We start from the raw sequence: 21,536 nt of genomic DNA on the forward strand, positions 1-21,536 counted from the left end.
CCACGCAGCGCACGCCGGAGCGTGCCGTTCAAGTTCGAAACACGGTCTCGGCCTGCCCTGGCGAGGCTGACGGCGGGGCGGCCGGCGACGATGCCGGAGCCAGATTCGCAATTCGCAAATCGAGTTTCTGTTTGAGCGCCAGTATCAGGAACTGGACGAACGTTTTTATTTTTGCATCGACGAACTGACGCGACGGATAAACTACAAATACGTTGGTGGTTTGAAGCGGGTAGTCCGGAAACAGTCGAACCAGCTTGCCTTCGCGGAGTTCGTCCGCGACCGAATAGGTTGGCACGGCGCCCACGCCGGCGCCCGCCAGCAGGGCGACCCTGAGCGCCTGCATATTGTTGACGACGAACTGCCCGCACCGCGCCGGGTTGCCGGCGGCATGGCCAGGCAGTTCGGCAGGCCACTCCGGCGGCGGGTCGAACGACGAACTGGTCTGCATGAGCGTGTGGTTCGGCAGGTCGTCCACGCTGTGGATGGGATGCCGCTGCAGATAGTCCGGCGCGGCGACCAGAATGCGCTCGCAACGGGCGATGAGCCTGCTCACATTGCGGGAATCCGGCAACGACGAGGCGGACACGATCGATACGTCGAACTCGTCTTCGATCAGATTGGCCATCTGCGGCAGCAGCTTCAGATCGACGGAGACCGCGGGATAGGCGTGCCGGTATTCGACGATGGTGGACGTCAGTTGTGTCAGGCCGATGTCGGGCACGGCGTGAACCCTCAACTTGCCGCGCGGCAGCGTGTGCGCGTTGCTGGCTTCGGCGTCGGCGGCGTCGATATCCGCGAGGATCTTCTTGCAGTGCCGGTAGTACCGCTCGCCGCACTCGGTGAGCGATACGCTGCGCGTGGTGCGCTGTAGCAGCCGCGTGTGCAGATGCTCTTCGAGCGACACCACCGCACGGGAGATGTTGCCGGCGCTGCGTTCCATATGTTTTGCAACTTCGCTGAAGTTGCCGGTTTCCGCCACCCGCGAAAACACGCGCATGCATAAGATTCTGTCCATAGCCGCTGTGACCTCTTGATCCGGTTGAATCCGGCAACATGTCTTGCCCGATGTGGAAACAATACGGCCCGCCGCGGACTGGCGCCATCCCTACATACGGGTGGCGTGTTCAACCATCCATTCACGCTTCTCATCCACTCGTATAGGGCATGGGATGCTGGCCCGCATGCGGCCGTGGCCCTGATTACGCGCACTCAGGACAATTAATAAAAATTAGCAACGGTTTTGCACGTGCCGTCGTATGCTTTTTTCACGATCGCAAGAGGCACGGGAAACGCAATGTCGGAACTGATTCAGCGCAGATGGCTCATGTACTTTGGCTTGTGGTGCGCACTCACCGTGAGCGTTGGCGCGAGCCTATGGCCGCGCGCCGCATGGGCCGCCGCGCCGCGGGTCGGGACGCAGGGCCCGGGCTTTTACCGGATCATGGTCGGCGGCTTCGAAGTGACCGCATTGCTCGACGGCACGCACCCCTTTCCGATCGATACCGTCGTTCAAGGCGTACCGAAGTCTGAAATCGCGCACGACCTGTCGCGCGATTTTCTGCAGGCGCCGGTGCAGGGGTCGATCAACGCGTTCCTGATCAATACCGGCGCGAAGCTGATTCTGATCGACACCGGCGCGGGTGTGCTCTATGGCGACTGTTGCGGCCGACTCGCCGGCAACTTGCGGGCCGCGGGCTATCAGCCCGAGCAGGTGGATGAAGTGCTGCTCACGCATCTGCATAAGGACCACGTCGGCGGTGTCATCGTCAATGGAGCGATGGCGTTTCCTAACGCGGTCGTGCGGGTGAGCCAGGCCGAATCGGACTACTGGCTGAACCCGGCTAATCAATCGAAAGCCCCCGCTTTCCTTAGTTCGTTTTTCGACGCCGCGATCGCGTCCGTCGCACCGTATGTCACGGCCGGCCGCTTCAAACCGTTCAGCGGCGACGTCGAACTCGACCCGGGCGTGCGCGCGATCGCGCTCCCCGGTCATACGCCGGGCCATACCGCGTATCTCGTGCAGAGCGATTCCAAGGATCTGCTGGTGTGGGGCGACGTCATCCACGTCGCGGCGATCCAGTTGCAAAACCCCACGGCATCCGTCGAATACGACACCGACGCCGCCGCGGCGCGTCGCTCGCGCCGCTATGCGCTCAAGCTCGCGGCGGACAAACATTATCTGGTCGGCGCCGCGCATATTGCTTTTCCTGGCTTGGGGCATATCAGGAAGAACGGCGACGCGTACGACTGGGTACCGGTCAACTACGAGGCCGAACCGGGGCATTGAACCCGGCTCGCGCCCGACGATTCAGCCATTCGAGGAACCACCCGATGGAAGCGGCAACAGAAGCGATCGAAGTCAGGCATCACACGCGCCGGGCGAACGGCATCCGGCAGCACTATCTCGATGCGGGCAATGGTCCGGTCGTCGTGCTGTTGCACGGTTTTCCCGAAACGAGCTTCGCATGGCGTTTTCAGATTCCCGTGCTCGCGCGTCACTACCGGGTCATTGCGCCGGACCTGCGTGGCTATGGCGAAACCGACAAGCCGAGTTCCGGATACGACAAGCGCAACATGGCGCTGGATATCGTGCGGCTGCTGGATGAACTCGGCATCGGCAAGATCGCGCTGGTCGGCCACGACCGCGGCGCGCGGGTGGCGACGCGGCTCACCAAGGATCATCCGCAACGGGTCGACCGGCTCGTCGTGATGGACAACGTACCCACGCGCGTGGTCGCGCAGAACATGAATCCGCAGACGGCGCGCGCCTACTGGTTCTTTCTGTTCCATCTGGTATCGGACCTGCCGGAAACGCTGATCGCGGGGAAGGAGGCGGAGTGGCTGCGCCACTTTTTCGCCGACTGGTGTTACAACCCGCACGCCATCGAGGGCGCGGCCTTCGAGACCTATGTGAAAGCGTACAAGCGGCCGGGCGCGGTGCGCGGCGCGATGTCGGACTATCGCGCGAATGCCGAGGACGTCGCGCAGGATCTGCTCGACGCGGACGTCAAGATCGCCTGTCCGACCATGGCGCTCTGGGGCGAGGACTTCTATGCGGTCGGCGGTCTGTTCGACATGAAGGCGGTGTGGGAAGGAATGGCGACGCATCTGCGCGCCGAACCCATCGCGCAATGCGGACATCTGCCGCAGGAAGAGCAGCCGGCGCGGGTCAACGAACTGCTGGTGGATTTTCTGCACGGCTGGACGGGCGCGTGACGGGACACCGGACAAGTCGGGCCGGGCAACGGCGGGCGGTGGCGACTGGCCGCGATGGTCGGCGGGGGCGCGATGTCCACTGCGAGTCGATGGGAGCAGGCGATCGGAACAAGCGATCGGAACAAGCAATGGGAGTCAGCATGATGCATAGCGAAACCCACTTGAAGCGGCGCGTCGAGGCGAGCCGCGAGGCCTGTTGCGCAGCGGCCGAGCAGGCCGACACGACCCCGGACGGACGGCGCGCCTCCGTGTGGGACCACGTGATTCACGGGCTGTTGCCGACCTATCGCAGCGCGGGCGGCGAAGCGTCCCGCGCGCGGCGGGCGTCCCGCATGGCCGCCTGCGTGCCGTCGCCGCATGTGCAGGTGGAAGTGATCGAGCGTCTGTCCGATACGTCGGTGGCGGTGCTGTGGCAGGACGCAACCCGCTGCCGCTACGACGACCAGGTCTGGATCGTTTGCCGCGCCCGCCTGAAGGGCTACTGCGCGCTCAGCGGTACGGTGATCCGCCGCGACGATCTGATCTACAAGCCGAGAATCCGCGCAAGCACGCCGGCCAACGCCACCGCGATGATTCTCGCCTCGGTGGTCGAGCAAATGCCCGCCATGATGGCGGCGGGCGATTAGCGTCAGATTTTCAGCAAGCGTGCCGCGTTGCCGCCGAGAATCAGATTCTTTTGCTCGGGCGGCAGGCTCAGGCGATCCAGGAAGGTGACCGGCTGCTCGTAGCCCATGTCGAAGCAGTAGTCGCTGCCGAGCACCAGCCTGTCGATGCCGATGTTCCGGATCAGGAAGTCCAGTACCGGGCCGGAATGCGAGACCGTGTCGTAGTTGAAACGGCGCAGGTAGCTGCTCGGTTTGCGCGCGAGGCGCCGTGTTTCGGGGCGCACCGTCCAGCCCGCGTCGATGCGGCCCATCAGGATCGGCAATGCGCCGCCGGCGTGCGGCAACGTGATGTTCAGTTCCGGATGCCGGTCCATCACGCCGCCCAAGATCAGATGCGACCCGGCAATCGCGGTGTCGAAGGGATTGCCGAGCAGGTTGCTCAGATAGAAGTCGCCCAGCCGCGCACCGCCCACCGTCTGCTGCGGATGCAGAAACACCGGCAGACCCAGCTGTTCGATCCGTGCGAAGACCGGTTCGAACAGCGGATCGTCGAGATCCCGGTTGTTGATGTTGGTCCCCATGTACACGCCACGCACGCCGGGCAATTCGGACGCACGTTCGAGTTCGTCGATCGCGTCGTGCGGGTTCAGCATCGGCAGTGTCGCCAGCACCACGAAGCGTTCCGGATGCTTCAGATGAACAGCCGAGGCCGCCGCGTTCCACGTTTTCGCCAGCTTCGCGTTGAAGTCGCGGTCGGCCCAATAGGCCATGGGCACGCTCAACGACAAAGCCTGCATGTCGACGCCAGACGCATCCATGTCGGCGAGCCGTTCGTCGATGTTGATGAACTTGAGCGGCAGCGGTCCGAGTCCGCCCGCCGGTGTCTGGAAGCTGAAGCTCTTGGCGTCGCAGGTGAACTTGCCGCCGAACTTCTGGCCTTCGCTGCCCACCAGGTCGCAATAGCTTTCGGGGTAGTAGTGCGCGTGAATGTCGATCGACCGGCCTTTGCCGGAAGCGCCGGCGGTCGCGGCCGTCCCCGCGGCCGTGTTCGTGGCGGCGCTCGCGCCCGTGGCCGGCACGCCCGAGGCGAGTCCGCCCGCCAGTGCGGCCATGGTGCCGAGCAAGCGGCGGCGTTTCGGTGAAATACAGCAGCTGCAATCCATGCGTGAGTCTCCTTGATTGATTGGTATGCCGGTTTTTATCCGTGCTTGACCATGCCGAGTTCGCAGTCGACGAGCTGGTTGCCGTACAGCGCGCGTTCACGGGCGGCGCGCGCCGAGGTATCGGTGATCGAGAAGAACACCACACCGGCGAAAGCGACGATCATCGAGAACAGCGCGGGATATTCGTACGGATAGATCGCATGGGCATGGCCGAGTACCTGGACCCAGACCGTCGGGCTGAGAATCGTCAGCGTCACCGCGGAGATCAGGCCGAGCGAGCCGCCGAGGACCGCGCCGCGCGTGGTCAGCCCGCGCCAGTAGATCGACAGCAGCAACACCGGGAAATTCGAGCTGGCGGCGATCGAGAACGTCAGGCTGACGATGAACGCGATGTTCTGCTTCTCGAAAGCGATGCCCAGCAGGATCGCGAGCACGCCGAGCACGAGCGTGGTGAGCCGCGACACGTGCATTTCCTCGCGATCCGTGGCCGCGCCGCGGCGAATCACGTTCGCGTAGAGGTCATGCGACACCGCGGAGGAACCGGCGAGCGTCAGACCCGCGACCACGGCGAGAATCGTCGAGAACGCCACCGCGCAGATGAAGCCGAGAAACACATTGCCGCCCACCGCGTGCGCCAGATGGATCGCCACCATGTTCACGCCGCCGACTATCGCGCCCGAGGCCGTGTGATACTGCGGATCGGTCGCCACCAGCGCAATCGTGCCGAAGCCGATGATGATGATCAGCGCGTAGCCGATGCCGACTATTCCGGTCGCGTACAGAATGCTCTTGCGGGCGGCTTTCGCGTCGCCCACCGTGAAGAAGCGCATCAGGATGTGCGGCAGCCCGGCCGTGCCGAAGATCAACGCGAGGCCCAGCGAAACGGCGGAAACCGGATCCGATACGAGACCGCCCGGGCTCATGATTGCCGCGTGTTTCGGATGCGCGAGGATCGCCTGCGAGAACAGCGCATTCATGCTGAAGCCGAAGCGGCTCAGCACCATGAACGCCATGAACGCGGCGCCCGCCAGCAGCAGCACCGCCTTGATGATCTGGATCCACGTGGTGGCGAGCATGCCGCCGAAGAACACGTACACCACCATCAGCACGCCGACCATCACGACCGCGGCCGTGTAGTTGAAGCCGAACAGCAATTCGACCAGCTTGCCGGCGCCGACCATCTGCGAGACGAGGTAGAGCAGCACGATCACGATCGAGCTCGACGCGGCGAACGCGCGGATCGGCCGCTGTTGCAAGCGGTACGACACCACGTCGGCGAGCGTATAGCGGCCGAGGTTGCGCAGCGGCTCGGCGATCAGGAAGAGAATGATCGGCCAGCTGGCGAGAAAGCCGATCGAATAGATCAGGCCGTCGTAGCCGCTCGTGAAGACCAGCGCGGAAATGCCCAGCAACGAAGCGGCGGACATGTAGTCGCCGGCGATCGCCCAGCCGTTCTGGAACGCGGTGATCTTGCCGCCCGCCGCGTAGTGGTCGGATACGCTGTGGTTCTTCCTCGCGGCCCAGCGCGTGATGAACAGCGTCGACGCGACGAACAGCAGGAACATGCCGATCGCGATCGGGTTGTGCGAACGCGCCGGCGCCGCGGTGTCGGCGGCGACGGCGGGCAGGCCGGTGAGCGCGCCGGCCAGCATGGCGCAAATGACCAAAGCGCGCCGCAGAGAGATGCGTGTCATGACGTTGCTCCTTGCCGGATTTCGTTCACGGCGCGGTCATGGAAAGTATTGGCTCGCGCCACATAGACCGCGACGATCACGAACGTGAAGACGAACATGCCGAAGCCCACCGGAATGCCCCAGGTCGCGGGATAGCCTTCGACGATCGGCCGGCCGAGCAGCGCCGGGACAAACGCGAGCGTGAGAATGAAGGCGAAGTACACCGCCAGAATCAGGATCGTGAGCATCCACGAGAAGGTGCGCCGCTCGCGTACGAGCGCGCGAAAGCGCGGATCGTCGAGCAGCGGATTCGCCGCGGGCGGCGGCTCGGTGGCGGCGTACTGCACGCTCATCGAATAGGTTGGGGCGCCAGGTTCCACTTTGTCTCCTTTGAAACGACTCTTTGCTGTGTTCCGGCAGCGCAGCGGATCCGCTGCGATCACCGCGAGTATCAGAAGCGCGCGGGCACCGCGGTCTCGCGCATCACGGCATCAGGCGTGCGATAGCGCTCGGCCATTTCACGGTCCACGTCGGTTTTCAGTTGGGCCTGCATGTAGGCGCCGAGATGACGCGCGTGCTGCACGATCGCCGCGCCCACCTGGGTGCGTTCGCGGCTGTAGTCCGCTAGCGCGTCCTGCACGCTGCCGTGCGTGTTCAGCGCTTTGACGAGCGCCATCGCGTCGCTTGCCGCTTTGGTCACGCCCATGCCGCAATGCGGACGCGCGACGAACGCCGCGTCGCCGAGCAGGGCGATCCGGCCGAACGCCATGCGCGGCACTTCGAGATCGAAGATCGGCTGGAACAGAGGCTGCGTTGCTTTGGTCACCACTTCGCCGAATTGCGGGGCGAGCAGCGTGAGCGCCGCGTCTTCCATGTCGGCGAGCACGTCCTCGCGGATCAGCGTGGGCGGAATGCCGCCTTCCCAACGCTTGCCGGCCGCATCGGTCAGCAGGTTCGGCAACTGCACGTCCTCACTGGTTGCGCGATACCAGACGAAGTTGTAGCGGCGTTCGCCCGGCGTCGTGCTGTTGCCCCGGCCGGCGACCGGGTAGCCGAGAATCTGCTCACGCGGCGGCAGGCAGAAGGCGAATCTGTCGAATAGCGCCTCGCGGGTTTCGCGCGACAGCGTGGCTTCTTCGACGAGGCCGCGCCAGGCGATATAACCGGCGTACTGAAGTTTGACCTCAGGTAGCAAACGTTCGCGAGTCGGCGATTTGAAGCCGTCCGCGGCGATCACGAGATCGGCGTGCAGCACGGTGCCGTCGCCGAGCGTCACGACCGCCTGGTCGGGACCGTCCTGCACCGACGCGACGGTGCAGCCGGCGTGGTAATGCACGTCGGGCAGGGCGGCGCGCAGGACGTGATACATCTTGCCCCACGCGGTCAGCGTTTGCGGCAACTCGCGCTCCGACAGCACTGTGCCGTTCTGCGCGAAGGTGACGCGCGCTTGCACCTTGACGCCGATCGAGTCGTCGTATTCGATACCGGCCGCCGCGAGTGCATCGAATAATTCGGGGTGCGTGACAATGCCGGCACCGCGTCCTGCCAGTTCATCCGGGACGCGTTCGAACACGTCGACATCCCAGCCGTTGCGAACCAGCAGATTGGCGGCGAACAGCCCGCCCAGCGAGCCGCCGACGATGATCGCCCGCGCGCGTGAAGAAGTCTGCGTCATGGTTATGCTCCTGCCCGGCTGGAAGTTGGTTCGATGGCCGCCTTTGCTTCGTTGATGCGGCTGATCTCTTCGGCGGGGAAGTTCAATTCGATCGTCACGCCGGAGGGGTCTTCGATGAACACCTGATGCAAGCCGAGGCTCGGCACCGTGCGGTCGCGCCAGGCGACGCCTTCGGTCCGCAGTGTCGTCCACATTGCTTCGACGCCGGTGGCGAGAAAGGCGATGTGGTCGACCGTGCCGGTGCCGCTCGCGGGCAAGGCCTTGTCGCCGAGATACGCGGTGAGCCCGGCGGGATTGTGCGGATCGACAGCGATGATGTGGACTGTGCCGAAGTCGGCTTCATCGCCGCCTTTGTAGAGCCACGCGCCCGGAAAATCGAAGGGCGGACGGTAGCCTTGTTTGAATCCGAGGATCCGCTCGTAAAAGCGGCAGGATTGCTCGAGATCGGCGGTGCGAATCGAGTAGTGGGCAAGTTTTGAAACGGGCATGTTCGACTCCTGCTATGCTATTTATCGATCGATTAGTGATCGATGGATAAATTGTAGGTGAATGAGCAGGCAGGAGAAAGTGGCGTATCGCCGGTGTTTACCCTGGAAAACGCGTAACGCGGGAGTCGTACGATGGGAGATGAAACGAGCGTCCGGCTCGCCGGCCGGACTTATCGCGAGCCTTGTTGCAAGGCTTGCCGCCGGCCGCTGTCAGGCCTTCGAGCCCGTTTTCGCGCGCGTGGATTCTTTCGCCGCGTGCTGGAGCGCGGCGGGCACGCCATTGAGAAACGCGTCGACCTGGCGGGCGATATGGTCTTCGATATCGTCCGTGACCGGCAGGCCGTAGATCCATTTGCGCACGCCGAGATAAAAGATGCTCGCGTGCAGACTCCAGATCAGTTCGAGGTCGATCTCGCGTTGTTTCGCGCCGGTGGGCGCCGGCAGATCGTAGGCCGAGCGTATTTCCGCCATGACCGGCAGAAAGACGCGTTCGCGCAGGCGCGCCAGATACTTGGAGTTGATGCCTTCGCGCGTCAGACCGGCGAAGATGAAAATGCGGATCCACTCGCGCCGCAAGATCACCTCGGCATACGACGAGTAGAACCTGACCATGCGCTGCTGGATCGGAATGGAGCGGTCCTTGATCAGTTTCTCCCAGCTCGTGTCCCATTGATAGACCTCTTCGTACACACGGTCGATCAACGCTTCCTTGCTGGGAAAGTAGCGGTACAGGAGCGGCTGGGTCACGCCCAGTTGACGCGCGAGTTCTCGGGTGCTGCCGGAAAAGCCATGCGTGGCGAAATGATCGACCGCTTTCAGCACGATCTGGCGTTCTCGCACTTCAGGAGCGAGCCGGCGGGTGACGGTCTTCTCGATGTCGGGCACCTCGTGCTTCGACGCTGTGTCGACCGACGGTACTTTTCTCGGCATGGCTTGTTCGGTACCCAGTATGTTGGGACGCATCATACAAAGATTAGGATGGTCTGGCTAGGCAACCAGGGCAGGGTGCGCCGGCGGCAGCGCGGCAGGCGCGCGCGCGGTGCGCCTCGGTCAGGGTGGCGCGGTGCGTGGAGGGACCTTCATGGTGTCCGGGCGGTGAGCGCTTAGTCCAAAAAATTTGAACAATAGGTTCAGTTTTTTCCGCGCACGCTGAAGACGCGTTGATCTAGACTCTGGGACGCGACGCCCGGCAGCGGTTCCGCCGTTTCTCTCTTCTTCCGTTCTTTTTTTAATCGTCGCGTTCTGGATATTTCGCATGATTTGCATTGGCCCGCTTCAGGTGGACATCGACCGTCGCGAAGTGTTTCTGCGCGGCGCACCTGTGCGGATCGGCAGCCGTGCCTTCGACATGCTTGCCGTGCTGATCGCGGCGAACGGCGGCCTGGTGTCGAAGAACGAGATGCTCAAACAGGTCTGGCCGAATGCGGTCGTCGAAGAGAACAATCTGCAGGTGCATATGTCGACGCTGCGCAAGATGCTCGGCGAAGACCGCGGGCTGATCCAGACCGTATCCGGACGCGGCTACAGGCTGGTGCAGAGTGGGGCGTCGGCGAGCGCGGCCGGCGAGGTGGGCGCCGGCAGAGCGCGCGCCGGTGAAGCGGACGATCGCGACGAACCCGAAGACCGCGCGCCGGGCCGCCACGTCCAGAACAATCTGCCGGTTCATTTCTCCGCGCTGATCGGGCGCGACAAGGCGCTCGACGACATCTCGCAGGCACTCGCCGCCGTGCGCCACGTGACGCTCGTCGGCTCGGGCGGCATCGGCAAGACGCGCCTCGCTGTGGAGGTTGCGCGCGGCTTGCTGGGGCGTTTTCCGGACGGCGTCTATCTGGTGCAACTCGCGTCCACCTCCGACGCAACCAGCGTCCTCGCGGCGTTCGCGGCCAGCGTCGGCGTGAATCCGGCAATCGGTCCGCTCACGCTGGAGCGCGTGAGCAAAGAACTCGGCGAGCGGCGCGTGCTGTTCGTGCTCGACAACTGCGAGCATGTGCTCGGCCCCGCGGCCCAACTTGCCGAGACGCTGCTCGGGGCCGGTCCGGCCATCTGCGTGCTGGCGACCAGCCGCGAGCCGCTGCGCATCATGAACGAGCATCTGTATTGGGTCGCTTCGCTGCAGGTGCCGGGTCAGGACGATCAGAGCCAGGATGTCCTGCAATGTAGCGCGGTCGAGTTGTTCCTGTCGCGCGCCCGCGCGATCGACGCGCGCTTTTCCTCCGATGAAAAAAGCATTCAGCTGACCGGCATGGTGTGCCGCCGGCTCGACGGCATCCCGCTCGCGATCGAACTCGCGGCGGCGCGCGCGGCGATCCTCGGCATCGAAACGCTGGCCGGCCATCTGGACGACCGCTTCAACATGCTGACGGGCGGCAACCGGACGGCGTTGCCACGGCATCAGACCTTGAAGGCGACGCTCGACTGGAGCCATGCGCTGCTCGACGACGCCGAACGCACCACGCTGCGCAGACTCGGCGTTTTCGTGAGCAGCTTTACGATGGAAGCGGCGATCGCCGTCGCCGGCGACGGCGCGTTGCATGAAATCGACGTGGTCGCGGCGGTGTCGGGACTGGTCGAGAAATCGCTGGTGGTGACGCGCATGGAGCGCGGCCGAGCCGCTTACCGGCTGCTGGAGACCACACGCGCCTACGCGACGCAGAAGCTCGACGATAACGGCGAACGGCGTTTCGTCACGCTGCAGCATGCGCGCTACTTCCTGAACTTGCTGGAGCGCGATGCGCCGCGTCGCGCCGAGCCCGCGCTCACGCCTCACGAGGGCTGGAACCAGCGCATGCGCGCATTGCTCGACGACCTGCGCGCCGCGTTCGCGTGGGCTCTGTCGCCGAAGGGCGACGAGGTGCTCGGCGAGACGCTGGCCGTGAAGTTCGTCTTTCTGCTCTACGAACTGTCGCTCGTCGACGAATGCCGCATGTGGGCCAAACGGGCGCTCGGCGCGGTGGACGCGGCGCATCATGGTTCGCGTTCGACGCGTCATCTGCGCGTGCGCATGCAGCTTCACGCGGCGCTCGCCGCGGCGCTCGTCTATCTCAACGGACCGAATCGGGAAACCTTCGGCATCTGGTCGGAGATTCTCGCGTCGGCGATCGCGCTCGGCGATCATGTGTTCGAGGCGCGCGCTTTATGGGGCATGTGGAATGCGAGCCAGTCGGCCGGCGCGGCGCGCAACGCGCAGGCGTTCGCACGCCGCTTTGCCTTGCTCGCCTCCGAGGTGGGCGACACGAGCGGAACGATTCTGGCCTACCGGTTGCTCGGGATCGCGGCGCATTACAGCGGCGATCAGCAGCAGGCGCGCGCGTCGCTCGAACAACTGCTGAAACACAGCGAGGACCTGCAGCATGGCCTGCCGCTCGGGCAGTCCGTGGATCAGCGCATCGTCGGCCACGCGACGCTGGCGCGGGTGCTCTGGCTGCAGGGCTCGCGCGATCAGGCGCTCGCGCTCGCGGAAGACAGCGTCATCGCCGCATGCGATCAGCAACAGGCCATCGTCACCTGCTATGTGCTGGTCGAGGCACTGGTGCCGCTGATGCTGCTGTCGGGCAAATGGGCGCGCGCGGCGCAGGCCATCGCATTGCTGCAGGAAGCGTCCGCGCGCGCCGGCCTGAGCGTGGCGCAAGCGTGCTGCCGCTGCTTCGACGAATATCTGCGCTCGATCGGCGACGACGGCGCGCAGCACCTGCCGGCGTTCCGCGCGGCGCTGGACGATCTGGAGTCGCTCGACTTCGGCGCGCCGCGCGCGATGCTGGTCGCGCAATACAGCCTCGCACTCGGGCGCGCGGGGCGGCGGGAAGAGGGCATCGCGACCGTGGTCGGCGCGCTGGCGCGCTGCGACGAAACCGGCGACCACTGGTATGTCGCGGAACTGCGGCGCGTTCACGGCGAACTGCTGTTCATGGGGCAGGCGGACATGGCGCAGTCCGAGACGGTGAACCGGGATGCGGAGGCCTGTCTGGTCGCGGCGCTGGAACTGTCGCTGGAGCAAGGCTGCCGCTCGTTGCAGCTGCGCGCCGCAACCAGTCTGGGCCGCCTCTGGCATAGGCGAGGCCGAAGCGCGGACGCCGCGCAGCTATTGCAATCCGCCTGCGCGACAGTCACCGAAGGCCTCGACTGGGACGACTACCAGGCCGCCGCGCACCTGCTGCGGATGACGGCATCGCATGGCGACGCGGGCGCTGCCGCGGCGATGGACCGTCCAGCCGGATCGCCTTGCGCGGAGGATTCGCTCGACCTCCCGCCGCTCCGCGGAATCAAGGCGCGCGGCTAAGCGGCGCTCAGCCGTGCAACATTCTCTGTTGCGCAACGTCGTCGATCAGATCCGGCCGGTCCAACTGATCGACCCACCAGTTCAGGGCTTTACCGGCTTCGTCGCTGCGCCACGCGAGAAAGAAATGCGTGACGTCGCGCATGCCCAGCACCTCCTTCTGCACCAGTTCGCCCCTGCTCAGCAGCTCGGCGGCGAGACACTCCGGAATCGTGCCGGCCGCGAGCCCTTTGACCTGCGCGGCGAGCTTCGCCTCTAGCGTCGGCACTGTCATGACCTCCTGATTGGCGGCGAGCGCGATGGTGCGCGGCGCGAGCTTGCGCGACGTATCGCCGATCGCCACTGCGCGATGCCGCGCGACCGTCTCCAGCGTGAGCGGCCCCGGTGCGGCGGCAAGCGGATGATGCGGCGCCACCACGAACACATGCCGCAGCGTGCCGATCGGTTTCGCGACCAGATTGGGAATCTGCGGCGGCTCGCCCGCGGCGCCGACAACCAGGTCGGCGCGGCGCGTCAGCAACGCGTCCCACGAGCCGCCCAGCACTTCCCTGGACAGATGCAGCCGCGTGTCCAGCTTCAGCTTGTAGAACGCATCGACGTGATCCCACAGCAGGTCGAACGGAATGATCTCGTCGATGGCGATATGCAGCTCCGACTCCCAGCCGTGCTGGATACGTTTCGCCTTGCACTCCAGATCTTCCGCGGCTTCCAGAAGACGCCGCCCTTCCTCGACGACCACGCGTCCCGCATGCGTGAGGATGGCGCGACGGCCGCTGCGGTCGAACAGCTTGACGCCGAGATCGAGTTCCAGCTTCTGGACCAGGTACGTCAGCGACGACGGCACCTTGTGAAGCTGTTCCGCCGCACTGGCGAAGGTGCCGGTTCGATCGATGGCATCGAGCACCTGCAGAACTTCGAACGAGAGATTCATGTCGTACAGCCGGATGTGATGGGTACGTCAGCATACTGGAATCGCGGCTTTTCGCGCGCCTTGCGCGACGGCCGGCGGCACGGTGTCGGCTTGATTCAGGTGTTTTCAGGGCTGCTTCAGGACATTTGCCCCGCACTCGCCTAGTTTAGGGGGATCGACACAGCCGTGCCGCGCCGTTTTCCGGCAACCCTGTCTTCTGGCGCCCTGATTCGGGCGCTTCGTGTTTCCACGCGTTGTGTGTGTTCTTCCCGGACGCGGTCCCCACTCTCAGCGCCCGGTCGATCTCCAACTACTGTGACAAGGAGTCAAGCATGGCCAACAACACCATTGCCGCCTTTCTCGCCGGCACGCTCGCCGCAGCGGGCGTCGAGCGGATCTGGGGCGTGACGGGCGACAGTCTGAACGGACTCGCCTACAGCCTCGATCAGGTCGGCTCGATCCGCTGGATGCATACCCGTCACGAGGAAGCCGCCGCCTTCGCGGCCGGCGCCGACGCGGCTTCGAGCGGGCGTCTCGCGGTGTGCGCGGGCAGTTGCGGCCCGGGCAACCTGCATCTGATCAACGGTCTGTTCGATTGCCATCGCAATCACCAGCCGGTGCTCGCGATCGCGGCGCATATCCCGTCGACGGAAATCGGCCTTGGGTACTTTCAGGAAACCCATCCGCAGGAGCTCTTCAAGGAGTGCAGCCATTACGTCGAACTGGTGTCCTCCGCGGCGCAGTTTCCGCGCGTGCTGGCGCGCGCGATGCGCACCGCGGTGGAAGAGCGCGGCGTGGCCGTGATCGTGTTGCCAGGCGACGTGGCCTTGAGCGAGGGACCGGCTGAAGCGCCGGCGTGGACCGAAAGCGCGCCGCCGCGGATCGTGCCCGCCGAAGCCGATCTCGATCGTCTGGCGGCGCTGCTGAACGGCTCCGATGCGGTCACGATCATGTGCGGCAGCGGCACGCAAGGCGCGCACGACGAGGTGGTCGCGCTTGCCGATACGCTCGGCGCGCCGGTGGTTCATGCGCTGCGCGGCAAGCAGTTCATCGAGTACGACAACCCGTACGACGTCGGCATGACCGGGCTGATCGGCTTCAGTTCGGGCTATCACGCGATGATGTCGTGCGACACGCTGCTGTTGCTGGGCTGCGATTTTCCGTACCGGCCGTTCTATCCGGCCGACGCGAAGATCATCCAGATCGACTGGAAGGGCTCGCAGCTCGGCCACCGCGCGCCGCTCGCGCTGGGCCTCGTCGGCACGGTCAAGGAAACCGTCGCCGCCACGTTGCCCAAGCTGCAGCGCAAGACGGACCGCGGTTTCATCGATAACGCCCGTAAGCACTACGCGTCCGCGCGCAAGGGGCTGGACGATCTCGCCACGCCGGCCGGCGCGGGCCGCCCGATCCATCCGCAATATCTGGCGAAGATGATCGACGAGGCCGCCAGCGACGACGCGATCTTTACCGCCGACGTCGGCACGCCGACCGTCTGGGCCGCGCGCTATATGACCATGAATGGCAAGCGCCAGCTGCATGGCTCGTTCAACCATGGGTCGATGGCCAACGCGATGCCCCAGGCGCTCGGCGCACAAGGCGCGCATCCGGGACGCCAGGTCGTGTCGCTGTCGGGCGACGGCGGCCTGTCGATGCTGCTCGGCGACTTGCTCACCGCGCGGCAGCTCGATCTGCCGATCAAGGTGGTGGTGTTCAACAACAGCCTGCTCGGCTTCGTCTCGATGGAGTTGAAGGCGGGCGGTTATCTCGACACCAACGTCGATCTCGCCAAAACCGATTTCGCGGCGATCGCGAAAGGGGCGGGTATTTTCAGCCTTCGCGTCGAGGAGTCGGAAGACGTGGCGGGCGCGCTGAAGCAGGCGTTCGACCATCCCGGCCCGGCGCTGGTGGACGTGGTCACGTCGAAGCACGAGCTGGCCATGCCGCCGACGATCGAGCTCGCGCAAGCCAAGGGCTTCAGCCTTTACATGATGCGCGCGATCCTCAACGGACGCGGCGACGAGATCGTCGAACTGGCGCGCACCAACCTGCGCTAGCCGCGCAAACCATGTAGCGGCGACGCGAGGCGCCCGGGGTGGCGGGCGCCGGTTGAGTAACGTCCGCGTGTGGCGAAGGCCCTCGCGCGGCGCGCGGACTGGCGCCGCTCCGGGGGTGCGGATGCATGGACCCGGATGCATGCGGGTCTATGCGGGTCCATGCCACAAGGACGTACACCACACAGCGCATGCGCAAAAAGCGTGCGATTGCGCAAATACGCCGCCGTCGTCCATCGCAGACTACGCAAAGTCGGCATGTAGCGGTATTCGCAACGCGCGAGAGAGCTGGCGGAACCGTCAACAAAGCAACCGCATGAACCAATGACGAACCAGCGCACGGGCGCACCAACAAACGCACCAACCCGCGCACGAACAAACGCGTCGAGCGACTGACGAGAACCCTATGACCCAGCAAGCGGATGCCGGCGGCGCGACCCTGCCTCGATGGCGGGACGAGCTGACCACCTACTGGAAGGACGATGGCCCGCGCTTTCGCCATATCGCGAAGGTGGCCGTCGCGATGACGCTCGCGATGGGTCTGTGCATGCGCCTCGAACTGCGCACGCCGGCCACGGCGATGGTCTCGTGCGTCATCGTGATGATGCATCAGCAAAGCGGCATGGTGATCGCGCGGGGCTTCTATCGCGGGTTGGGCATGGTGGGCGGCAGCTTGATGGGGCTGCTGCTCATTGCGTTGTTCCCGCAACAGCCGCTGCTGTTCCTTGCCGCGCTCGCGGTGTGGATCGGCGTGTGCGTATTCGGCGCCGCCTACTACCGCAATTTCCAGTCGTATGGATTCGTGCTGACCGGCTACGGCACCGCGATCACGGCGATACCCGTCTGGTCCAATCCTTACGGCGTCTATGACAACGTCGTGTTCACCGTCAGCGAAGTGGCGATCGGCGTGGTATGCGCGAGCGTGGTGAGCGCGGTGGTGTTCCCGCAGCCGGTCGCGCCGGCTCTCTACGCGGCAAGCCGCAAAAATTTCACGAACCTGCTCGACGCGATGCATACGATGCTCGAGCGCGCAACGCGCGTCGCGGGATTCGACACCTTTCTCGATCTGATCCGCGAGCGCGTGGGCGTGGAGAGTCTGCGCAGCGGCGCCGTGTTCGAGGACCCGTCCGTGCGTCTGCACAACCATGTCTTCCTCGATCTGGACCGGAGCTTTCTCGACACCGTCACGTGGATTCATGCGCTGCATCAGCTGAAAGCGCGGGTCACCGCCGAGGCCGAGCCGCGCGTGTGCGCGGCGGTCGGGGAACTGATCGGCGGCCTGCTCGCCCTCGTGCCGAACGAAGCGCCGCCGGCGCTGGTCACGCTGAAACAGGTCGAGACCCTGTTGAGCCGGCTCGACACCTTCGAGCAGGATTTGCCGGCGTTTCTGGGCCGTTTGCTGGCTTCGCTCGCCGATCTCTCGCCGCATCAGCGTCAGTTCGTGGCGACCACCGGCGCGGCGTTGTTCTTCTCGATCGCCGATTTGCGCGTGATGTGCCGAAGCTACATCGACGCACGCACGGTGGGCCAGCTGCCCTGGTCGCAATCGGTGTGGCAGGCCATGACCCGCATCGGCAGAACCCGCGCCACGGCCAACCGCACCGCTGCGACGATCGCCGGCGCGCGCGCGGCCGTGGCGGTGCTGGTGGTCGGTGCGGTATGGATCGGCTCGGGCTGGGTCGGCGGAGCGAGCGCGATCGTCGCCGTGGCGATCACGAGTGCGCTGTTCACGCTCGCGCCCAATCCGGCGGTGGCGAGCTGGCAGATATTCGGCGGCTGCCTCGGCGGCTGGCTCACCGGCTTCGCGTTCAACTTTCTCGTGCTGCCGCGTATCGATACGTTCGAGTTGCTGGCCGCGTCGATGGCGATCGTCGTGATGGTGGGCAGTTACGTGAATACGTTCGCAAAGACGGCGATCCTCGGACTCGGCTTCAGCCTGTATTTCTGTTTCATCGTCGGCATCACGAATCCCACCGTCTATAACCCGACTGCCTATCTGGACACCGGCTTTGCGCTGCTCTGCGGCATCGCGGTGGCCGCCGTCGCGTTTTCGGTGCTCGTGCCGCGCGCGGGCGACTGGATCTCGGCGCAATACATGAAGCAGATTCGCGGGCTGATCTCGCACGACGCCCGCGACGGCGCCCTCGACGATCTGCTCTACACCTTCGAACTGAGCCTGCGGGACTTCATCCTGCAGATCGCGTCGGCGCCGGTCGACGCGCGCGTGGACCGCGATCATCTGATCGGCTGGGCGTTCGCCGCGCTGGAAATCGGCCGCTCGATGATCCAGCTGCGCCTCGACAGCGAACAGCTCGCCGCAACCTTGCCGCCGGGCTGGCCCGCCGAGCAGGAGGCGTGGCTTGCGGCCCTCGCGGATGTGTTCGAGGCCGCCACGCCGCAGGCCGCCGAACGCGCGCTGGCGGCCACGCGCAAGGCGCTGGACCTGCTGCCGCTCGGGCCGAACATCGCGGTCGACGCGCCGACGCTGACGCGCTACCGGATGCGCGCGCTGCTGCATTTCACCGAACTGACGCTGCGCGACGAGAGCCTCGCGCTATGGCAAACCAGCGGGGTGCGGGCATGAAGCCACTTCGCCTGTCCGAGCCCCTGCGTGCGATTTGCCGGCCGGTGGCGGCCGCGCTTGCCTGTGCGTTGCTGCTCCCGGCATGCATCGACAGCGGCGGCATCCATACGCACGAATCGATGCTCGACCCCACGACGCTCGACCCGGGCGCGGCGCTGCGCGCCACCCAGGCCGACGCGAACTGGCCGGCGAGCGGGTGGTGGCGGCAATGGAACGACCCGCAGCTCGATACGCTGGTGCAGGACGCCACGCAAGGCAACCCCGGCTTGCGCGCGCTCGAGCAACGGATCGACGCGGCGCGCTTCCAGGCGCAGATCGCCGGCGCCGACGAGTGGCCGCAACTCGATGCGGGCGGCAGCTTCGAGCGGCGGCGCTATGCGCGCTATACGACGCCGGCGCCGCCGGGTGGCACTACGGTGTGGAGCAACACCATCCAGGCGGACCTTTCCTATGACCTCGATCTGTGGGGCAAGACGCGCGCGCTTCGCGAAGGCGCGCTGGACAATGTGCACGCCGCGGCGGCGGACGCGCGCTTCGCGCAAGTCGAACTGCAGACCGCCGTGGTGCGCAGCTACGTGCAGCTGGCGTTGGCGTATGCCTTGCTCGACGTCTACGACGCAGTGCAAAGCGAACAGCAGCGCACCGTCGACATCGCGACGCGCCGCTGGCGCGCGGGCGTCGGCAGCGGTCTCGAAGTCAGCCAGGCGCAGACCCAGCTCGCGATGAGCACGACGCGCGTGCGCGAGGCGCAGCAACAGCTCGCGCTGGCGCGCATCGGCATCGCCGGTCTCGCCGGCAAGGGGCCCGGCTATGGCGATGCGCTGCGCCGTCCGAGCCTCGCGCTGAGCGTGCCGGTGGACTTGCCGGCATCGTTGCCGGCCGAGTTGATCGGCCACCGCGCGGACGTGGTGGCGGGGCGCTGGCGCGTGCTCGAAGCGGACAAGGGCATCGACGCGGCGCACGCCGATTTCTATCCGGACATCAATTTGCTGGCAACCGCGTCGCTCGGCTCGGCGGCGACCTTCGGCGGCTTCTTCAACTTCCTGAACAGCGACGGCGTGGGGCATGGCGTGGGTGCGGCGATCTCGCTGCCGATCTTCGACGGCGGCCGGCGGCGCGGCAATTACGGCGTGGCGGTGGCTTCGCGGGATGCCGCGGTGGATGCGTACAACCAGAGCGTGGTGAATGCGATGCAGGGCGTCGCGGCGCAGGTCGTGTCGCTGCGTTCGCTCGAACAGCAGCAGGCGTCGATCGAAAACACGCTCGATTCCGCGCGCAAATCGTTTCAGCTCGCCGACGCCGGCTATCGCAGCGGCATCACCGAATTCCTCAATGTGCTGACGGCGCAGGCCGCCCAGTTGCAGCAGGAGGAAAGCCTCGCGGCCGTTCAGGCCAAACGGCTCGATGCATGGGCGCTGCTGATGAAGGAGCTGGGCGGCGGTTTCGGCGCGCCGCCGCCGGATCATGCGCCGCAAGGAGTGGCCGATGCCGGGCGAAATTGATCTGTTCTCGTTGCTCGTGCCCGGCCTGTTGCCGATTCTCGCCGCTTGCGCGCTGCTGTTCGCCGTCCTCGACCTGGTGCTGGCGCGGCTTGGCATCTATCGCTACACGTGGCACCCGAGCCTGTTCCGGGTGGCGCTCTTCGCCGCGCTGTTCAGCGGCGCTTCGCTGCTGCTGTGGCGATGAACGCCGCCGTTTTCCTCTCCCCATGAACCCAGTCGCTTTTCACGCTCACGCTCACGCCAGGTCACCAAGATGAAAACGCAATCCATCCTGCGCGCACTCTTTACGCTCACGCTGCTCGTGGTGGCGATCGCGTTGGTTCGCATGCTATGGCTCGACTACATGTTCTCGCCGTGGACGCGCGACGGCCGCGTCCGCGCGCAGGTCGTTCAGGTCGCCACCGACGTGTCGGGGCTGGTGAGCGAAGTGCGCGTCAAGGACAACCAGCTGGTGCGCAAGGGCGACATTCTGTTCGTGCTCGACCCGGCCCGCTTCCACTATGCGCTCGCGCAGGCCGACGCCGATCTGCTGCGCGCCCGGGCGCAACTGGCGCAGGCGAAGGCGCGCATGGCGGCGAGCGAATCCGGTTTCGCGATGAAGCGCGCCCAGGCCGCGCGCCGCGCCAACCTGGCCGGCGACGTGATCTCGGACGAAAGCCGGCTGGATTCGGCCTCGCTCGCCAAACAGTCCGCCGCCGACTATTCCGCCGACGTCGCCGCCTACGACGCGGCGCAGGCCGCGGTCAAGGCGGCCGTGGTGGCGCAGCAGACGGCCGTGCTGAACCTGACGCGCAGTGAGGTGCGCGCGCCGTCGGACGGCTTCATCACCAACCTGAACCTGTATCCGGGCGATTTCGCCACGGCCGGCACCGCGCGCATGGCGCTGATCGACTCGCACTCGTTCTGGGTCTACGGCTACTTCGAAGAAACGAAACTGCCGCAGGTGCAGGTCGGCGATCACGCGGTGGTGCGGCTGATGTCGGGCGGCAAGGACATTCAGGGGCACGTCGACAGTCTGGCGAGCGGGATTGCCGATCGCGACAACCCGACCAGCAACGGCGATCTGCTGGCGGACGTCAACCCGGTCTTCACATGGGTGCGGCTCGCCCAACGAGTGCCGGTGCGGATCCACCTCGACCAGATTCCCGCCGGGGTCAAGCTCGCCATGGGCATGACCTGCACGGTCACGCTGCGGCCGCGGACCGGCCATTGATCGCGACGCGATTCGCGCCGGCGCATGGATTCTCGCGGAAACCGCGCGCCGGGCGCGCGTGCTTCGTCACCGTGCGAATTCGAAAACGTCTCGCCGGTAACCGGTTCACAGTAACGGTCGGCGTGAGCCCGGCAGCCGGCACGTCAGAGGCCGTCGCCGGGCCGCGATTCATCGTTTCCAATC

17 protein-coding genes are annotated in these 21,536 nt (G+C 65.6%); 9 read left to right on the forward strand and 8 right to left on the reverse strand.

The window, feature by feature from the left end:
* Positions 1-28: 28 nt before the first annotated feature.
* Positions 29-1,015, reverse strand: a complete 987-nt coding sequence (locus tag CJU94_RS31455) for a LysR family transcriptional regulator (protein ID WP_095422436.1) — start codon at positions 1,013-1,015, stop codon at positions 29-31.
* 279 nt (positions 1,016-1,294) lie between these two features.
* Between CJU94_RS31455 and CJU94_RS31460 the strand changes: the two genes are divergently transcribed.
* The 3 genes from CJU94_RS31460 to CJU94_RS31470 all read left to right on the forward strand — a co-directional run bounded on the left by CJU94_RS31460 (position 1,295) and on the right by CJU94_RS31470 (position 3,842).
* Positions 1,295-2,287 (forward strand): MBL fold metallo-hydrolase, encoded by a 993-nt coding sequence (locus CJU94_RS31460; RefSeq protein ID WP_095422437.1) that lies wholly within the window; start codon positions 1,295-1,297, stop codon positions 2,285-2,287.
* 44 nt (positions 2,288-2,331) lie between these two features.
* On the forward strand, positions 2,332-3,216 hold the full coding sequence (locus CJU94_RS31465) for an alpha/beta fold hydrolase (protein ID WP_095422438.1): 885 nt from the start codon (positions 2,332-2,334) through the stop codon (positions 3,214-3,216).
* Between the two features lie 143 nt (positions 3,217-3,359).
* Entirely contained in the window at positions 3,360-3,842 is a 483-nt protein-coding gene (locus tag CJU94_RS31470) for a DUF3331 domain-containing protein (protein WP_425272237.1), read from the forward strand.
* Between the two features lie 2 nt (positions 3,843-3,844).
* On the opposite strand, the gene CJU94_RS31475 is transcribed toward CJU94_RS31470, so the two are convergent.
* The 6 genes from CJU94_RS31475 to CJU94_RS31500 all read right to left on the reverse strand — a co-directional run bounded on the left by CJU94_RS31475 (position 3,845) and on the right by CJU94_RS31500 (position 9,750).
* On the reverse strand, positions 3,845-4,984 hold the full coding sequence (locus tag CJU94_RS31475; protein ID WP_095422439.1) for an amidohydrolase family protein: 1,140 nt from the start codon (positions 4,982-4,984) through the stop codon (positions 3,845-3,847).
* Between the two features lie 35 nt (positions 4,985-5,019).
* On the reverse strand, positions 5,020-6,636 hold the full coding sequence (locus CJU94_RS31480) for a cation acetate symporter (RefSeq protein ID WP_095422880.1): 1,617 nt from the start codon (positions 6,634-6,636) through the stop codon (positions 5,020-5,022).
* Positions 6,637-6,674: 38 nt separating this feature from the next.
* Complete coding sequence (locus tag CJU94_RS31485; protein ID WP_244221030.1) at positions 6,675-7,037, reverse strand: DUF485 domain-containing protein; 363 nt, start codon at positions 7,035-7,037, stop codon at positions 6,675-6,677.
* A gap of 71 nt (positions 7,038-7,108) precedes the next feature.
* The gene (locus CJU94_RS31490) at positions 7,109-8,332 is read right to left on the reverse strand and encodes an FAD binding domain-containing protein (RefSeq protein ID WP_095422441.1); all 1,224 of its coding nucleotides are present in this window, start codon (positions 8,330-8,332) and stop codon (positions 7,109-7,111) included.
* 2 nt (positions 8,333-8,334) lie between these two features.
* Positions 8,335-8,820 (reverse strand): VOC family protein, encoded by a 486-nt coding sequence (locus tag CJU94_RS31495; RefSeq protein ID WP_095422442.1) that lies wholly within the window; start codon positions 8,818-8,820, stop codon positions 8,335-8,337.
* Between the two features lie 210 nt (positions 8,821-9,030).
* Positions 9,031-9,750 carry a TetR/AcrR family transcriptional regulator gene (locus tag CJU94_RS31500; protein WP_095422443.1) on the reverse strand — a complete coding sequence of 240 codons (720 nt, stop codon included), beginning with the start codon at positions 9,748-9,750 and terminating at the stop codon, positions 9,031-9,033.
* A 325-nt stretch (positions 9,751-10,075) separates the two neighbouring features.
* Between CJU94_RS31500 and CJU94_RS31505 the strand changes: the two genes are divergently transcribed.
* Complete coding sequence (locus CJU94_RS31505; RefSeq protein ID WP_157763827.1) at positions 10,076-13,096, forward strand: ATP-binding protein; 3,021 nt, start codon at positions 10,076-10,078, stop codon at positions 13,094-13,096.
* 7 nt (positions 13,097-13,103) lie between these two features.
* On the opposite strand, the gene CJU94_RS31510 is transcribed toward CJU94_RS31505, so the two are convergent.
* The gene (locus CJU94_RS31510) at positions 13,104-14,024 is read right to left on the reverse strand and encodes a LysR family transcriptional regulator (RefSeq protein WP_095422444.1); all 921 of its coding nucleotides are present in this window, start codon (positions 14,022-14,024) and stop codon (positions 13,104-13,106) included.
* A gap of 311 nt (positions 14,025-14,335) precedes the next feature.
* On the opposite strand from CJU94_RS31510, the gene poxB reads away from it, so the two are divergent.
* The 5 genes from poxB to CJU94_RS31535 all read left to right on the forward strand — a co-directional run bounded on the left by poxB (position 14,336) and on the right by CJU94_RS31535 (position 21,353).
* Positions 14,336-16,057 (forward strand): ubiquinone-dependent pyruvate dehydrogenase, encoded by a 1,722-nt coding sequence (gene poxB, locus CJU94_RS31515; protein ID WP_095422445.1) that lies wholly within the window; start codon positions 14,336-14,338, stop codon positions 16,055-16,057.
* A 403-nt stretch (positions 16,058-16,460) separates the two neighbouring features.
* On the forward strand, positions 16,461-18,638 hold the full coding sequence (locus tag CJU94_RS31520; RefSeq protein ID WP_095422446.1) for an FUSC family protein: 2,178 nt from the start codon (positions 16,461-16,463) through the stop codon (positions 18,636-18,638).
* A complete protein-coding gene (locus CJU94_RS31525) occupies positions 18,635-20,140 on the forward strand; it encodes an efflux transporter outer membrane subunit (protein ID WP_095422881.1) in 1,506 nt (501 codons plus the stop codon). The genes CJU94_RS31520 and CJU94_RS31525 overlap by 4 nt, the downstream gene beginning before the upstream one ends.
* Positions 20,124-20,324: a DUF1656 domain-containing protein gene (locus CJU94_RS31530; protein WP_095422447.1), complete on the forward strand. Its 201-nt coding sequence runs from the start codon at positions 20,124-20,126 to the stop codon at positions 20,322-20,324. The genes CJU94_RS31525 and CJU94_RS31530 overlap by 17 nt, the downstream gene beginning before the upstream one ends.
* 69 nt (positions 20,325-20,393) lie before the next feature.
* Positions 20,394-21,353, forward strand: coding sequence for an HlyD family secretion protein (locus CJU94_RS31535; RefSeq protein ID WP_095422448.1), 960 nt, complete (start codon positions 20,394-20,396; stop codon positions 21,351-21,353).
* The last annotated feature ends 183 nt before the right edge of the window (positions 21,354-21,536 follow it).

Source organism: Paraburkholderia aromaticivorans, assembly GCF_002278075.1.
Lineage (GTDB): Bacteria > Pseudomonadota > Gammaproteobacteria > Burkholderiales > Burkholderiaceae > Paraburkholderia > Paraburkholderia aromaticivorans.

What these genes read in the sequence shown, in the direction of transcription:
- CJU94_RS31455 (WP_095422436.1), bottom strand. Translation starts at nt 1,015, where the DNA reads ATGGACAGAATCTTATGCATGCGCGTGTTTTCGCGGGTGGCGGAAACC.
- CJU94_RS31460 (WP_095422437.1), top strand. Translation starts at nt 1,295, where the DNA reads ATGTCGGAACTGATTCAGCGCAGATGGCTCATGTACTTTGGCTTGTGG.
- CJU94_RS31465 (WP_095422438.1), top strand. Translation starts at nt 2,332, where the DNA reads ATGGAAGCGGCAACAGAAGCGATCGAAGTCAGGCATCACACGCGCCGG.
- CJU94_RS31470 (WP_425272237.1), top strand. Translation starts at nt 3,360, where the DNA reads ATGCATAGCGAAACCCACTTGAAGCGGCGCGTCGAGGCGAGCCGCGAG.
- CJU94_RS31475 (WP_095422439.1), bottom strand. Translation starts at nt 4,984, where the DNA reads ATGGATTGCAGCTGCTGTATTTCACCGAAACGCCGCCGCTTGCTCGGC.
- CJU94_RS31480 (WP_095422880.1), bottom strand. Translation starts at nt 6,636, where the DNA reads ATGCTGGCCGGCGCGCTCACCGGCCTGCCCGCCGTCGCCGCCGACACC.
- CJU94_RS31490 (WP_095422441.1), bottom strand. Translation starts at nt 8,332, where the DNA reads ATGACGCAGACTTCTTCACGCGCGCGGGCGATCATCGTCGGCGGCTCG.
- CJU94_RS31495 (WP_095422442.1), bottom strand. Translation starts at nt 8,820, where the DNA reads ATGCCCGTTTCAAAACTTGCCCACTACTCGATTCGCACCGCCGATCTC.
- CJU94_RS31500 (WP_095422443.1), bottom strand. Translation starts at nt 9,750, where the DNA reads ATGCCGAGAAAAGTACCGTCGGTCGACACAGCGTCGAAGCACGAGGTG.
- CJU94_RS31505 (WP_157763827.1), top strand. Translation starts at nt 10,076, where the DNA reads ATGATTTGCATTGGCCCGCTTCAGGTGGACATCGACCGTCGCGAAGTG.
- CJU94_RS31510 (WP_095422444.1), bottom strand. Translation starts at nt 14,024, where the DNA reads ATGAATCTCTCGTTCGAAGTTCTGCAGGTGCTCGATGCCATCGATCGA.
- poxB (WP_095422445.1), top strand. Translation starts at nt 14,336, where the DNA reads ATGGCCAACAACACCATTGCCGCCTTTCTCGCCGGCACGCTCGCCGCA.
- CJU94_RS31520 (WP_095422446.1), top strand. Translation starts at nt 16,461, where the DNA reads ATGACCCAGCAAGCGGATGCCGGCGGCGCGACCCTGCCTCGATGGCGG.
- CJU94_RS31525 (WP_095422881.1), top strand. Translation starts at nt 18,635, where the DNA reads ATGAAGCCACTTCGCCTGTCCGAGCCCCTGCGTGCGATTTGCCGGCCG.
- CJU94_RS31530 (WP_095422447.1), top strand. Translation starts at nt 20,124, where the DNA reads ATGCCGGGCGAAATTGATCTGTTCTCGTTGCTCGTGCCCGGCCTGTTG.
- CJU94_RS31535 (WP_095422448.1), top strand. Translation starts at nt 20,394, where the DNA reads ATGAAAACGCAATCCATCCTGCGCGCACTCTTTACGCTCACGCTGCTC.